A 14,291-nucleotide genomic window follows, 5' to 3' on the forward strand; every position below is an offset into this window, starting at 1 on the left:
TTAATGAAGTCGCCTTCCCAGTGACCTGGCAGCAGGCGGTCTTCGATTTCGGGCGGTCGCACGTGGATACTGACCATGTCCGGAATCTGTCCGCGCCGGTCCGTGCCCCGCGCGCGTGGCATACGCGTGCTGTGGCCGTGGCGCAAGCAGGCAATAAGTTGGCGGCGCAGTTCACCGCGCGGCTGAGCATAGATCGCCGTATAGATGGTTTCGTGCGAGACGTGCTGGTTCGAGTCGGTGGGATACATGCGCTTGAGTGTGCCCGATATCTGCTGGGGCGACCATTTCCACTCAAGCAGGGTGAGAACGATGCGCCAGCAAACGCTTTGCGGGCAAAGCTTGGCCCGAGGACGCGACGCACTGCGGCGTGCGCTGCAAAGCGCCGCAGCGGGCACCGACGTGTAGCCAACAGAAGAGCTGTTTCGCATTAACTCGCGGCTGATAGTTCCCGGTGAGCGCCCGAGTATGCGGGCCATGGCCCGCATACTCGAACCCTGCAGATGCAAGCTTGCAATGGTTAGGCGTTCTTCAGGCTGCAGTTGTTGGTAAGAAGTTTTTTCGGACATTGCGACACCTTATACGAGGCAGGTGTTGCAGTTCACTTTTGAGGCCGCCGTGTAAAAAGTCTGGCCCGAAATCGATAATCCTACGATAAAGCTGATGATGGTCATCAACAGAATGTTGGTGCCGATGCCCGTTTGATAGGTGTAGTAGTCGGCGATACGCTGGTTGAATTCATCCTTGGTCAGCGCTAGGTAGCCGAGCTTCGCCACCTCCTTCTTGATACCCACAATCGCAGCGTCGTTCTTCGCCTGCACCAGAACATAGGAGATGGTGAAACGCGTTCCTGGGATGTACTGGATGGCGCGATTGTAAGTGGTGTAAAGCGTCGGTACGCCGTTCAATCCGTTCGCGGCAACCGACGCAATGCCTACAATGACACCACGATAATCATTGATCTCAAATGTGGTGCCGATCTTCGGATTCTCCATCTTTGAGAATTCAGGGTCGTCGACCACGATGAAGGCGTCGTCAGCATAGATGTCGAGAATGTTGCCCTGTTGCATTTGAGGGCGGCCAAACAGGCTCGCATCGTCCAGGCCGACTACGTTGACCGATTGGAAGGTGCCATCGGCGAGCTTGACCTGCGCTCCGCCCATAAACAGCGGAACCGCGTAGCGAACTCCGTCCATACTGAGTACCGCGTCCAGCAGATAGTCCGGCAGTGGAAATGGCGTAGTGGGCGTATTGACAGCCGGATCCATAATCCACATTGTTGCGCCGATATTGGTGACGGTCGAGTATGCACGGTTCAGGATACCGGCGAACATCGCAGTCATCTGCATCATTAGAAATACGGCGAAAGTGATGCCGATCAACAGCGCGGAGAACTTGGCCTTATCATTGACCAGCAGCTTGAAGCCGATGCGCATGATTCCGGAGTACTTCATTGTCATTGGCCCTCGCCATGGGGTCCAGCTTGCTCGTTCCACCATCCTCCACCCAACGCAACGAACAGTGCGACAGTGTCCTGATGGCGCTGCGCAACCGCTTGCACATAGGCAATTGTTGTTTGGTGGAACTGCACGTCGGCAGTCAGCACGTCCAGGTAACCGACCATGCCGGCGCGGTAATTAGCTTGCAATAAAGACAGCGCCGCACTGGCATCGCTCTGCGCTCCGACCTGCGCCTGCAGCGACTGGGCGTCGTGTTCGAGCGCGTTGAGGCAATCTGCGACCTGCTGGAATGCGCTCAGGACGGTTTGGCGATAGGTGGCGAGTGACTGTTGATATGCGTCAATTGCCGCCTTGCGGCCGTACCACAAGCTGCCCCCCTGAAATAACGGCACCGTAATCGACGGGCCGATACTCCAGAACCTGAAGCTGTCCGCCGACAGATTGCCAAAACTCGTGCCGCCGGCGCCATAGGTGCCGCTCAGGCTGATGCTCGGAAACATCGCGGCGGTCGCTACACCGATGTTTGCGCTCGCTATGTGCAATTGCGCTTCGGCCGACAGGATGTCCGGGCGTTGCCGCACGATATCGGACGGCAGGCTCACGGGCAGATCGACGGGCAATGAAAGTGAACCGAGGTCGATGTCGGGCAATGCCGCCTCGGATGGCAGCACGCCCTCCAACGTCGCAAGCAGGTGTTCCGCCTGGCTGATCCTCTGCTTCAGCGGTGCTAGCAACGCACGGTTGGCAGCGATCAGGCTTCGAACACTCAGGACGTTTGCGTAGGCTGCGGTACCGGCGCGAACTTGCGCTTCAGTCGCCTCGAGTTGCTCGGTTTCCAGTTCGATCAACGTCTCGGTCGCATTAACCTGCGCCGCATAGGCGGCCCGTGCAATCACGGCGTTCACAACATTGGCGGATAAGGTCAGGTAGGCCGCTTTGGTGGCATAGCGCTGGTAGTCTGCCTGGGACCGCAGTCCTTCCACCGCCCGGCGCTTGCCGCCGAACACATCCAGCACATAGCTGACAGTACCGCTGACTGTAACTAGATTGAAGTCCGTACCCGGTGTCTGCAAACCGTTTTCCAACGGCGCGACGCGCTGTCGCCCACCCTCTGCCTCAGCACCGACTTGCGGAAAGAACACGCCGTAGCCGGCCTGAAGATTAGCCTGGCCTTGCCGCAGGCTGGCTTCGGATGCCTCAAGGGTCGGGTTATTCGCCATAGCCTGCTGGACGATCGCGTCCAGGGAGTCCGATCGGAAAAGTCGCCACCAGTCAGCCGGAATTGCAGCACCGGATATGAAGCGCTGCTCTTTACTGTCGGCTGAGACAGTTGCCACAGGTAGCGGCTCTCTCGTGTATTGACTGACAGTGGGCGGCGCCGGGCGCACGAAATCCGGGCCCACCGCACAGCCGCCAAGCATCGTAGCAGCGATCACACCGACGGATACGCCACCAAGCACCTGTGCTCGCAAGGTGTGATGTGCATGCCGTTTAACTCGGCTTCGTTTGAGCACGAGCATTATTTTGGCCCTATGAAGACATCCACCAGCAGGCCCGGATAAATCATGGGCAAGTCTGTCTTCTTGAAGCGAAAAATCACCGGCAGGACTCTCAGATCGACTTTCTCCTCGCGCTGATTGGACAGTTCGATTTTTGGCGAGACATAAGGCTGCACGCGAACAAATTCCAGGGGCACCTTCGTACTGGTGCCGCGCACCGATAGCTCGGCCTTGATATGCTCCGGCGCAGGAAGGCGCGAAACCAGTATCTCGTCGATATAACAGCGCACGGACAGATAGTCCTGCGGCGTGCCCATTACCACCAACGGATCGAGTCCCTGGGTATAGGCGTCGTAGACACCCTGCGACGACACATAGCTTCCCGTCCCGCCGTTGATCGCCAGTACGATGCCGTTGGCCTGCGCTCGAATCGAATATTTTAGCAGTAAGGCGTAGGAAGCGTTGTATGACTGCGTAAGCGCCTCATATTGCTTCTGCTGGTTGCTGATGTCATAGCTCCAAGCACCTGCCCGAGTCAGCTCGAATTGCTTGCGGGCAACTTCCAGCGCGGTTTGTGCCTGCGCCACTGCATCCTGCGCCGTGTCCACGACGTCCTTGCTGATCGATCGCTTGTCGAAGTTGTAGGAAGCAAGGCGCTTGTCATACTGGTCGCGTGACGCTTTTAGATTGGACTGTGCCTGATCCACCTGGGCTGTGACAACAGCAAGGGTTTCTTTTCTAGGCTCCGCCTTGAGCTCATGCAAGACGACCAGCGCCGCCTCGGACTGCGCCCGCAGTTGTTGGGTGGTTGCTCGCTGCACAGAAGCGTCGATGCTCATCAGTGGCGTACCGGCCGACACCTGCTGGCCTTCATGCACCAACACCTGGGTGATCGGACCGGAGACTTCCGGATAGATATTGATGTTTTCGCCCCCGCCCTGCTCGCTCTCGACAATGCCGTCGGCGTAGATTGCGGTCGCATAGGGATTGCTTGTCGGCGCGAACACAGGGGGTTCGGCTTTGCGCGTGATACCGAAGAGGTAGGCGCCCACCAGCGCGGCCAGGATGCCGGTTATCGACAGGACAAAGATGATCTTGTTTCTCATTCTGTACCCTTGTCCAACCCAGTGATGCGTCCGTCTTCCATGTGTATGATCCGATCAGCATATTCGTTGATGCGTGCATCGTGGGTCACGATGATGACGCAGCGGTCTTGATTGAGTATCTTCTCCTTGACGAATGCGATGACCTTCTTGCCGGTGTCGCCATCAAGCGACGCGGTGGGTTCGTCGAGGATCAGAATCTGCGGCCCACTTATGATGGCGCGGGCAATCGCTACGCGCTGTTGTTCTCCCCCCGATAGCTTCACCGGCAGGATCTCGCTGCGCTCTTTAAGCCCGACGATCTCAAGACACGTCGTCGCCGCGGCAATAGATTCCGCCCAGTCGCGATGCTTGAGAATCAACGGAATCGCGACATTCTCGGCGCTGGTAAGCCGCGGAAACAAATGAAAGTCCTGGAAGACGAAGCCGATAGTATTCAGCCTGAAATCCGCCAGTTGATCGTTGTTCATTTTCCAGATATCGGCGCCATTGATTGTCACCGTGCCAGCGTTGGGACGCAGGATGCCGGAAATCATGCTGAGCAACGTGGTCTTGCCGCTACCGGACGGGCCGACGATAAACAGCATCTCGCCGAAGTGGGCAACGAACTCGACGCCGTTCACTGCTGTCGTGCGTGTCGCACCCTCCCCAAACCATTTGGTAATACCGGCGGCGACAATCGCCTCATGCTTTTCTTCTTCAGTCATTTTTGTAGTCAGTCTTCGCAGTGCGCTTGAGGGCCAATCGCCAGATGCACTCTAAGTACCAACTCCCATTTGACTCCGGCAGTGGCTAGAGAATCTCCTCCGGTGACGAACATCCCGACGAAGGTGCGTAAGGCCAGAGATAGCGACGGGTGACTGGAAAACGCTTCGCGAGAATCGAAGCCTCGAAAATATTACGACGATCTCGTGCGGTGTCCGTGCCGCGTCGCGACTTGTTACGAAACGGACAGGCTGATCATAGAGGCGAGTGTGCCTTCCTCGAAAGGATCGGAAACTACTCAGAGGGGCGCATATCGAGTCAACTATCGATTGCGACGTAAGCTTGCCGGCAAATCGCCACGCAGGCGACCAAGCAATCGTCAAGGCCAGGACGCGCGACAGTTTCCCCCACTCCGACCTGAGGGTGTAACCGAATCGGCGACGCCGCCGGGGTCATCCGTGAAGTCTTGAAAGTCGTTGAAGTCAGATCAACTCACAAGAAAATGCCTAAAGCGTTTGCAGGTTTGTCGCCCTGGGTAACATCACGTTAACTGTGCGTCTAGGCGCCATCCGCTTGCATGGTGGAGTCCGTTGCCTGGGTGGTGAGCGGAACAACGCGAGTCGAGCCGCTTTTCAGTTCATACGTTTGCCCGCCAACGAGAAGCGATATGGGCGCTGCAGCCCCTGTATGGGCATGTAGCGTCAGCGTGTCGTGATCGAGCCTCACTTCGATCGAGTGCCCGCGATAACGAATGCGCAACTCGAGGTGGTCGATGTCATGTGGCAATTGGGGTTTGAACCGCAAGACGTCATCCTTGATTTCGATACCGGTCCAGACCCGTTGCACGATATCGACAGTCCCCGCCATTGCCCCGAGGTGGACACCCTCGGCGGTCGTGCCATCCTGGATGTCAGCCACGTCGCTTTGCAGCGCCTGAGCGAAGAATCGCATGGACCGTGGCCGGTCCGATCGCGCGAGGACCCACGCGTTGACCACCCGGCTCAACGTAGAGCCATCCGATGACCGGTCCGTATAGTAGTCAACGTTCCGCGGAATGGTAGTGCTCGGAAACGGGTAGCCAAGGTGGAGGAACAGTTCAGTAAGTTCTTCGGCGGAAAACAGGAAGAACAACATCAGCGTATCAGGCTGTTTCGAAAGCTTGTAGCCGTTCGCGCTGTCACCCTCGCCTTCGAGGATCAGGTCGAGCCGCTGAATATTCGAATAACGAGCACGGTAGCCATCCCAGTCAAGTTCGCGTAACTTTTCATAGCCTTCGAACTGGCTGATGATTCCTTCATCGTGAAATGGAATGACCATTTTCCGGCCGATCTCGTCCCAGCGGTCTATCTCGCTCGACGTCAAGTCAAGGTCGATCATCAGCTCGGCGCGACGTATCTCGGGCAGAAGATCGAGCACGTCCCGGGCTCGGCGCAGTACCCAGACCGCCATGACATTCGTGTAGGCATTGTTATTAACGCCGGGCGTTTTGGACCCGGGGTAACCGTCGTGGAACTCATCGGGTCCAAGCACGCCGTGGATCTCGAAGCGTCCGCTCGCCGGGTTGAACTTCGAAATGCTCGACCAAAACCTGGCGATATCGAGGATCAGTTCCGCGCCGTAGGCGTACAGGAATTCGACGTCGTGCGTCACCTGAAAGTATTGCCAGACGTTATACGCAATTGCACTGCCTACGTGACGCTGCAGGTAAGAGTTGTCAAGCACCCAATGTTGCGAGCGCGGGTTAAGATTGAATGCCTGGGTTTCTTCGCTGCCATCGCTTCCGCTCTGCCAAGGGAACATGGCCCCCGCGTAGCCCGCCGCCGCAGCCGCCGCACGGGCTTCCCCAAGGCGCCGGTAGCGGTACATCAGCAGAGACCGCGTGATTTCCGGCAAGCGATAGTTGAAGAATGGAAAGATAAATAACTCGTCCCAAAAGATATGCCCTTGGTACCCTTCTCCGGTCCAACCCCTAGCAGGTACGCCAATGTCAAGACCGATGGAATTAGGCGACACGGCTTGCAAGAGATGAAACATGTTCAAGCGCAATAACATGGACACATTCAACTTGAAGCTTGGGTCCGCCGGCTCAATGCGCACGTCGAAACGCCGCCACAAGTGCTTCCAGGTCAACGCGTGAGCGGCTGCGAGCTCATCGAAAGATCCTGCCCGCGATACAGCTTTGCGCGCTTCAAATCCGCACTCCGAAATAGCCGGATCACGCGACGAATAGAGTGCGGCAATTTTATTGACGACAAGCGACTCGCCCGGGACCAGATCCTTGCAAAACTCATGGCCAATGTATCCCGGCTCTTCGATCACACCCCGTGGTAGGTCCAATAGCATCCCGTTGTGCGTTGCCTGGGTGCGCGAGGCCTGCGATACGTTCACGTGCGACTGACTTGTGCGTACGTTCATCACCACGCCATCTGTCCCGATGACCTGTGCCCCTAGCGGCTCGATATGCTTATTGTTGAACTTGCGGTATAGCTTGGCGCCGCTGTTGACGATGCGTGCGTCGATGCTCGAGCGCACGGTGACCGGCGCTGACCAATCGTGGGCGGTCAGCGTAAGCTCCAGCGCGCCCAGATGCGTGTCTCTCATCGAAACAAAGCGGCGCTCATTAAGCGTGCTGCGGCGTCCCTTGTCGTCCTCAAACGATATCGACCTCAAGAGCATGCCGCGACGAAGATCAAGCTCCTGGCGGTACGACGAGAGCGTCACGGCTCGCGTGTCGAACCAGTCCTCAGTGCCGATGCGAAACTTCAGTTGCAGCCAGTTGGGAAGATTAACGAGGTCTTCATTTTCGACCACTCTTCCGGCTATGTCGGTGTGCAGCCGGTTATACGCACACGCGAGGTACGTCCCAGGGTAATGCACGTCGTCCGCAATACACCATGGCGCGGCCGCACGAGTCGCGAAGTAACCGTTGCCCAAGGTACACAACGTCTCCCTAACGCCTTCATGAGCGGGCTCGAAGCCTGTGAATACCAATGACCATTCGGGAGGCGGTTCCGCCGTCGCTTGCACCTGGGATGAGTCTGTGACAACGACGTCAGCACCGGCGTCGCGCAGTTCCTGTGTGCGCCCACCTCGATCAACCCCGATGACGCACCCGAATCGGCCTGCATGATCGGCTTCTATTCCTGCGACCCACTGGGTTATTACAGCCACTCTTGAGATGTCTGCGCCAAGGCGCTGCACCGCATCCCGCCAAACGTCGAATTCTGGTTGCGCGTCCGAGCTGCCGCCATCAACGTCCGGGCAGTCCATGGTTGTGTCGAACAGCTTTGCGATACCCGCTGCTTCGAGCACCTCCGCGCAATTGCCAACAAAGGATACGGCGCCCGTTCTGATGTTCAGCGCACGGAGCTTACGCACCAACTGAATCGACGCGTCGTAGAGCTCGACGCCTTCTGCATTCAGGTTCTGAAGAAAGTATCCACTTTCTAACTTGCCCAGTGAGCGTTGACTTTGCACTTCGGGCCCGTCATCACGCGAGCCGACCGGCAAATGAATCTCGTGCGCCGCAAGGAACGCTGCAACACCGTCGTAGCGCGATTTTCCGTCCGCATAGCGGGCATAGTCCGCGTCAATGTTAAACGGAACCGATGGCATACCGGTCCGGACATCATGCTGCTCAAGGAGATTCCCAAGCAGTTGCTTGCGCGCGCAGGCGTGCAGGTTCGCTGTCTTTGCCAGCACGCCATCCAGATCGAACAGGACCGCGTCGTAGTCGCGCGGCGACAGCGTTACGACCGGATAAGAAATCATAATGATCCGAAGACGTAAACTTCAAACGGTCCCGGCATCTTCACCGAGACATTGGCCCCCTGCCGCACCGGGCCCGCACGCGTTGCCCAAAACAAACGACGTCCCAATATTTCCGTGAGATCGAGTCTCGCGCGCCGTTCATCGGGAGTTCCGTCAAGAGTCTCCTCACCTCGCTGCACTGTTGCCTTTCGTCCAATATCCGTCTTTGCTATGAAACGTGTGTAGCGCCGTTTCGTAGGTACGACTTAACGGCACCAGATCATCGTAATCCGGGCAGTTCTTGATCGCCTCACGTGTGAGGTCTGTAAAAACGCTGGACCCGAACCAGTCGACAGAGTCAACCCACGCAGTCGCCAAAAGCACCGTCTTCCCTCCAGGCCACCAGTTTCGGGTGTCGACTGTAAGATAACGAATGACCCATGCCTCATCGTCGAAGATGAAGCCTGATACGTGGCCTATGCTGCCATCACGCGCCTCGATGTGGTAACCCGCCACAGCATCCGTACTTCGTAGGTGCACGTCTTCTGGTGACGCATCCGCGTCTGGCTCGACCGGCTCGAATAGTCCCGGCTGGATACCCGGACCTATCTGCATTGGACCAAGTACCGGGAAACCGCCCATTCCCCACGAGTCCCGCCCGCCCCAGTATGCTGGATAGCCGTAGTAACGGAGATAGTCGACCTCATGTTGACGGGACACGGGTTGTCGCGTGTCTATACTCGGGCTGTTCCTCACCTGGTCGCGCGTCAAATCCACGGACACGGTGCTCGCCCCCGGGTCCGTATGTTTTACGGAATAGGGCGAAATCAATACACGATGCCCTTTGAGCCAACTTCCCGTATCAACGACGAGGTAACGCACACCCCACGCCTCGTCGTCGAAATAGACTTCGTCAACGCTACCCAATAACCCATCGCTCGCAGCGACCGCGCTACCTTTAAGGCTTTGTATGCTTCTCAACATGTTCGATACTCCTTCATATTTCGAGCGTGTTACAAACTCAGTCCTAAGTTGGTACAACGCTCGTACCGCGCGCTGCGCGCAATGAAATGCACCAAATCGCGTAAAGTCGGGATGTGTACGTCCCTGTTGCACCGTTTGCTTGCTTCGAGAAGCGACATGTGCAGGATAGACTCGATAAAATGTTCCCCGATAGGGTCGGAAACTACTCAGTTTCGCGCCAAGAACGCAACATCTGCTGATCGCCGCCGATCGTGATCAACGCGATCTCCGCCACGCAGTCTCGCAAAATAGATCTTCCAGCTGACCGCACGCGAGTTCGGCTTGTCCGTCTACATAACCGATTGTTCGATCCATCGTAAGCGCCGTCATCCATGCCTCCCCGAGCCCCGAGGCAAGGTTCTCGTAGACCGCGAGGCTAGCTGCCTCGGAATGCGCTCAACCCCCACCTGCTAACGATAAATCCTTACCGCGCGGCGCAACAGAGTCGGAAACTACTTAGAGCGTTCATCGACCAGACGATTCGAATTCGACCTGCAACGTGCCTTTTACGCGTTGACGAGTCCCAAGATAACTTTCCGGTCGGGGTGAACCTGATCCACCATGACACCTCCCCGGTAGTGAGGATGTGATTTTGGAGTACACTGCACGAATTGAATCGATCGATCGCTCTCCATCAAGAAATGACGTAGATTATTAGGAATCCGACGTTGTTAGAGTCCTAAAGGAGACCGCATGTCATTCGAAACTGTTGTAAAGGTCACTCTGCCCGAGAAGCGCAATCAACTCGACTCCGCGAGTAGCCATGAGCGGCCGGCATGGGTCTAACCCATCAATGTGCCAGCTTCGTCCCCACACCCACTGACTTCTGCAACGGTGCCGCTGGCCACCTTTTTGACAACAACAGTTTGAATCACGAATGAAGGAAAGACCATGTCGAACGACAAAGACTTGCAACAAGCTGTCTTGGCTGAGTTGGATTGGGAGCCAAGCATAAAAGCGGGCCATATCGGCGTTACCGCGAGTGAAGGTGTTGTGACCCTCACCGGACATGTCGAAAATTTCGCACAAAAGCGAGCGGCGGAGGTAGCTACTTGCCGGGTGAAGGGCGTCAAGGCGGTAGCCGAGGAGATCGAGGTTAGGCTACCGCTAACGGCTAGCTGGAGCGACGATCAGATAGCAAATGAGGCGGTAAGCCGTCTCGCATGGGACGTTTTCATCGCCCCCGAATCAATCGAAGTGAAAGTTGAAAAGGGGTGGATAACCTTGACAGGTGAAGTCGACCAGCATTTCCAGAAAGAGGCTGCGTCGCAAGACGTGAGACGTCTTCTCGGTGTGCTCGGTGTAATCGATGAAATTTCCATTAGGCCTAGAGTCAACGCGACAGACATACAAAATAATATTGTCCGTGCGCTACACCGGTCATGGTTCGACCGCGGAACGATTTCCGTCCGCGCCGAAGGGGGGGTGGTCCGACTTTCCGGCACCGTTCATTCGATCCACGATCGAGACTTGGCTACGGCGACCGCGTGGGGTGCGAAGGGGGTAACTTCAGTAGAAAATGAGGTATGCATTTTGTAATAGCACGTCAGTCCGAGACCAACGACCTAGGGTGAGTTGAGCAGCCACCTCGAAGGTTCATTCCGATCGTCCATTGCTCCATCAATTTCGCGTAAGGGATCTCGATTTCGCCGGGCTAAGTAAACAACAGCGTCCTTGACGAAGCATATCGAGGACTAAGCGTTGACCCGGCGATCCTCGCGGTACCCTCTTCGTATTAGCAGTGATCAGAGTAGGATCGGGCGCTTCTGGCACGGTAGTCGGCTATCACGGCTGACCTGCAATGGCCTCGCGGCGACAGCAACCTTTGTTGCTCGACTGGATACTTTCGCTACGTTGTCTTTCGGAGATGCGGTTGCAGCCAAAGAACAAGCTGACCCGCAGTCATCGCTCCGCAGTGGCGCTCTATCTCCTGTCCATTGCGGAGCACGACGAGTGCAGGGATACATTCAATTCCGTAGCGTGCGGCGAGTGACGCCTCCTGGTCCGTTTCCACTTTTGCGAACATCGCGCGCCCAGCGAGCTTGCGTGCGCCGGTGGCAAAGTGAGGTGCCATCGCCTTTGACAGGCTGCACCATCGAGCCCAGAAATCAATCACCACTGGCAGATTGGACGCACCCACATACTTATCGAACGTGTCCGCGCTTAGCGAAACCGGACCACCGCCGAGCGACCGTTTGCGGGCAACGATGCCAGCAGGGATAGTCACGATTAATTCGGGTGCGTAATCTTTCGAAACGGGGACGTATCCATAAAGCCTGTTCATACTCCACTCCGATGTTGGTCTTTTCGATTGCCACACATGGTCGCGTACCTTTCGGCAGCGCGCCTGTGAGCTAACAATATCCGCTACAACTGCGAATGGTTTGCGCCAGATCAAGTTCACTCACGGTTAATTCATGCGACTAATAAAATCTTGCACACTTAGGAGCCTGTTACTCGGGTCAAGTTGATCTGAGTAGATTCCGAGTCTTTCGCTTTACTACTTCGGAAGCTATCCTGTGGCGAGCTTTTACTCCTTACCTGTTAGACGAAATCGCATCTTCGATTCGAGGGTTACTGACCGCTTGGCGGCATCATTCACGTATGTGCCCTACAAATTCATAAGTTGTTCACGACTTAGGTGCTGGGCCTGGCAGGCCCTTATTAGAGGTAAAACTCATGTACAGCCGATCCATATGAACCTGAATAACGGTCGAACTACTAGACACTTATCCGCTGGCGTGGATAGGTGGGCCATAATTTCAACCTGCGTTGTCGTGCTGTGGTCTTTAGTCGAACTTCCATGGGAATTGGATCGTGGGATGAGCGTTGAACAGTCTTCTGCGATATTGACTTCGAAGCTCTTGCTTGTTGCTATCGCCGTTCTTTCCTTTAAGGGCTTTACCCTAGCGAGATATGCCTTCGCATTTCTGTGTTTGGTTAGCGTAGCCGTGATCGCCGTTGCAGTGTCGTCGGAATACGCGAACTCACGCGCCCTTGCTTTTCTTTCGACTATAGAACTCGCTGGCAAACTAAGCGCTTTTATGGCGGTTGCCTCTCAACTTGGCGCTAAAGCACGTCGAGCGTCTACCGACCCAAGCCTATGGCGGCCCGAAGCCAGCACCGAAACCCGTCTTTCGTCTCATGGTGCTGATTAACCGTGCACGACTTTTGCGCCGGCCATTCAATTCCTCCGCAGCAAGAATTGTGAACTATCGCCCGGTGATAACAGTTGCATTTCATTAACGTCATTCCAAGTTGGCCGTAGCCAGCAAAGGAGTCTACATGGCAACGCAAACATTTCTCGAGTCATTGCTTTCACTGCGGCCCGGAGCGGAAGTGAGCGAAGGCGATCTCGCCAGCATGGTGGACCAGGAATTCGCGCGTCTTTCTTCGAGCGTGCCGGCTCAAGACTCGATGAGAGTGAGCGAAATGGCGCGTCGCCGCAGGAACACACGGCTAGAGGCACGTTCATCCGCTCCGCCCGATACGGTGGACCGAAAGGCTGTCTGAAATACTTCGCCGGGCATGGGCCCCGGTGCGCCCCCTATCCCCAGACGCCCTGAGTAGTTTCCGACTCTATCGCAGATGATCGGCCGGCCTCATGCTTGCTCTTGTAAGCAGCGGGGGATGCATGCGCATCTCCCATGGAGATGCGCATGCCCAGTATTGCGCGCGAGACCGATGCATCGAAAATATCGTCGCCCACCATCGCCCTCGCGTATTGCATGCTTGGAGACAGCTATCTTCCCCACGCTGCGAAGCCGGAAGTTCGACCCTATGGTTCGACCACACATCGAGTCCTGTCCGATCAGTTCCCTGATGGTCAAGAAACATTCGACCATACGGATGAAACGTGCGTCGGAGTCTGTTTTCGAGGTCGAGCGGTACGTGCTTACACCTCGCTAGCCAACCCTCACCAATGAGAGCCGGTCATGTCCTATCAAAGCGTGAACCCGTACGACGGCACGATTCTGAAAACCTTCGAAGAATTCGACGATGAGCGGCTTGAGATGGCAATCGAGCATGCACAGGCTTGCTTTGAAACCTGGCGGCATACTAGTTTCTACGAGCGAGCGGCAATTGTTGCAAGAGCCGCAGCACTGATGCGCGCGCGCGTCTATGAGTTTGCCCGGCCAATAACCTTGGAGATGGGTAAGCTAATCGCGCAGGCTCGAGGTGAGGTGGAGCTGAGTGCAGACATCCTCGACTATTACGCTAGGAATGCTGAGTCGTTCCTTGCGCCTCAAGTCCTGCAACCGCTTACGGGGGAAGCGCAAGTCGAAAGTAGCCCATTGGGTGTGCTCTTCGGCGTACAACCGTGGAATTTTCCGTACTACCAGCTCGCACGCTTTGCCGCACCGAATCTGATGGCCGGTAATGTCGTGATGGTAAAACACGCTGGCTGCGTGCCGCAGTGTGCCATCGCTTTCGAGCAACTATGGCTTGATGCAGGTGCACCGGCAGGCGCCTACACCAACCTTCTTATTTCCTATGACCAGGTGAATCAGGTGATCGATGATCCGCGGATCAAGGGCGTAGCGCTGACCGGGAGTGTGGACGCCGGAAGAGTGGTGGCCGCAAGGGCTGGAATGAACCTTAAGAAGTCGACAATGGAACTTGGCGGCAGCGACGCCTTCATCGTGCTCGAAGATGCGGACCTGGAAAGGACGGTCAAATGGGCTGTGTGGGGCAAGATGAACAACATGGGCCAATGCTGCGTAGCTGCAAAGCGCTTTATCGTTGTCGAGGAA

General features: G+C 56.3%; 11 protein-coding genes and 1 pseudogene. 4 read left to right on the plus strand and 8 right to left on the minus strand.

Translation table 11 applies throughout. The features are described from left to right. From BSU04_RS28895 to BSU04_RS28925, 7 genes and pseudogenes are all read right to left on the minus strand, one after another. The coding region (locus tag BSU04_RS28895) for an IS30 family transposase (RefSeq protein WP_144021380.1) at window positions 1–566 on the minus strand (566 nt) is incomplete at its 3' end. Between the two features lie 48 nt (window positions 567–614). Then, window positions 615–1,451 (minus strand): annotated as a pseudogene (locus BSU04_RS28900) (ABC transporter permease); the annotation flags it as partial. A gap of 2 nt (window positions 1,452–1,453) precedes the next feature. After that, window positions 1,454–2,878: an efflux transporter outer membrane subunit gene (locus BSU04_RS28905; protein ID WP_256983370.1), complete on the minus strand. Its 1,425-nt coding sequence runs from the start codon at window positions 2,876–2,878 to the stop codon at window positions 1,454–1,456. 98 nt (window positions 2,879–2,976) lie between these two features. Beyond that, window positions 2,977–4,062, minus strand: coding sequence for an HlyD family secretion protein (locus BSU04_RS28910; RefSeq protein ID WP_089163746.1), 1,086 nt, complete (start codon window positions 4,060–4,062; stop codon window positions 2,977–2,979). Continuing rightward, window positions 4,059–4,766 (minus strand): ABC transporter ATP-binding protein, encoded by a 708-nt coding sequence (locus tag BSU04_RS28915; RefSeq protein ID WP_089163747.1) that lies wholly within the window; start codon window positions 4,764–4,766, stop codon window positions 4,059–4,061. Before BSU04_RS28915 ends, BSU04_RS28910 begins: the two co-directional genes overlap by 4 nt. Before the next feature lie 556 nt (window positions 4,767–5,322). Further along, on the minus strand, window positions 5,323–8,535 hold the full coding sequence (locus tag BSU04_RS28920; RefSeq protein ID WP_089163748.1) for a glycosyl hydrolase family 65 protein: 3,213 nt from the start codon (window positions 8,533–8,535) through the stop codon (window positions 5,323–5,325). Between the two features lie 165 nt (window positions 8,536–8,700). Continuing rightward, window positions 8,701–9,498 carry a PRC-barrel domain-containing protein gene (locus BSU04_RS28925; protein WP_089163749.1) on the minus strand — a complete coding sequence of 266 codons (798 nt, stop codon included), beginning with the start codon at window positions 9,496–9,498 and terminating at the stop codon, window positions 8,701–8,703. Between the two features lie 930 nt (window positions 9,499–10,428). Between BSU04_RS28925 and BSU04_RS28930 the strand changes: the two genes are divergently transcribed. Further along, the gene (locus BSU04_RS28930; protein WP_089163750.1) at window positions 10,429–11,076 is read left to right on the plus strand and encodes a BON domain-containing protein; all 648 of its coding nucleotides are present in this window, start codon (window positions 10,429–10,431) and stop codon (window positions 11,074–11,076) included. A gap of 310 nt (window positions 11,077–11,386) precedes the next feature. Here BSU04_RS28930 and BSU04_RS28935 read toward each other — a convergent pair whose 3' ends face one another. After that, on the minus strand, window positions 11,387–11,764 hold the full coding sequence (locus BSU04_RS28935) for a thioredoxin family protein (RefSeq protein WP_179258475.1): 378 nt from the start codon (window positions 11,762–11,764) through the stop codon (window positions 11,387–11,389). A 595-nt stretch (window positions 11,765–12,359) separates the two neighbouring features. Between BSU04_RS28935 and BSU04_RS45770 the strand changes: the two genes are divergently transcribed. The 3 genes from BSU04_RS45770 to BSU04_RS28945 all read left to right on the plus strand — a co-directional run. Further along, window positions 12,360–12,695, plus strand: coding sequence for a hypothetical protein (locus tag BSU04_RS45770; protein ID WP_144021381.1), 336 nt, complete (start codon window positions 12,360–12,362; stop codon window positions 12,693–12,695). Between the two features lie 127 nt (window positions 12,696–12,822). Beyond that, window positions 12,823–13,050, plus strand: a complete 228-nt coding sequence (locus BSU04_RS28940; RefSeq protein WP_089163752.1) for a hypothetical protein — start codon at window positions 12,823–12,825, stop codon at window positions 13,048–13,050. A 422-nt stretch (window positions 13,051–13,472) separates the two neighbouring features. Further along, window positions 13,473–14,291, plus strand: an 819-nt coding sequence (locus BSU04_RS28945) for an aldehyde dehydrogenase family protein (RefSeq protein WP_144021382.1), incomplete at its 3' end; no start/stop codon positions are given.

The organism is Caballeronia sordidicola (assembly GCF_002220365.1).
Lineage (GTDB): Bacteria > Pseudomonadota > Gammaproteobacteria > Burkholderiales > Burkholderiaceae > Caballeronia > Caballeronia sordidicola_C.

Bases quoted from the DNA above. Each gene is read 5' to 3' on its own strand.
- BSU04_RS28910 (WP_089163746.1), bottom strand. From the start codon at position 4,062: ATGAGAAACAAGATCATCTTTGTCCTGTCGATAACCGGCATCCTGGCC.
- BSU04_RS28915 (WP_089163747.1), bottom strand. From the start codon at position 4,766: ATGACTGAAGAAGAAAAGCATGAGGCGATTGTCGCCGCCGGTATTACC.
- BSU04_RS28930 (WP_089163750.1), top strand. From the start codon at position 10,429: ATGTCGAACGACAAAGACTTGCAACAAGCTGTCTTGGCTGAGTTGGAT.
- BSU04_RS45770 (WP_144021381.1), top strand. From the start codon at position 12,360: ATGAGCGTTGAACAGTCTTCTGCGATATTGACTTCGAAGCTCTTGCTT.
- BSU04_RS28920 (WP_089163748.1), bottom strand. From the start codon at position 8,535: ATGATTTCTTATCCGGTCGTAACGCTGTCGCCGCGCGACTACGACGCG.
- BSU04_RS28905 (WP_256983370.1), bottom strand. From the start codon at position 2,878: ATGCTTGGCGGCTGTGCGGTGGGCCCGGATTTCGTGCGCCCGGCGCCG.
- BSU04_RS28925 (WP_089163749.1), bottom strand. From the start codon at position 9,498: ATGTTGAGAAGCATACAAAGCCTTAAAGGTAGCGCGGTCGCTGCGAGC.
- BSU04_RS28940 (WP_089163752.1), top strand. From the start codon at position 12,823: ATGGCAACGCAAACATTTCTCGAGTCATTGCTTTCACTGCGGCCCGGA.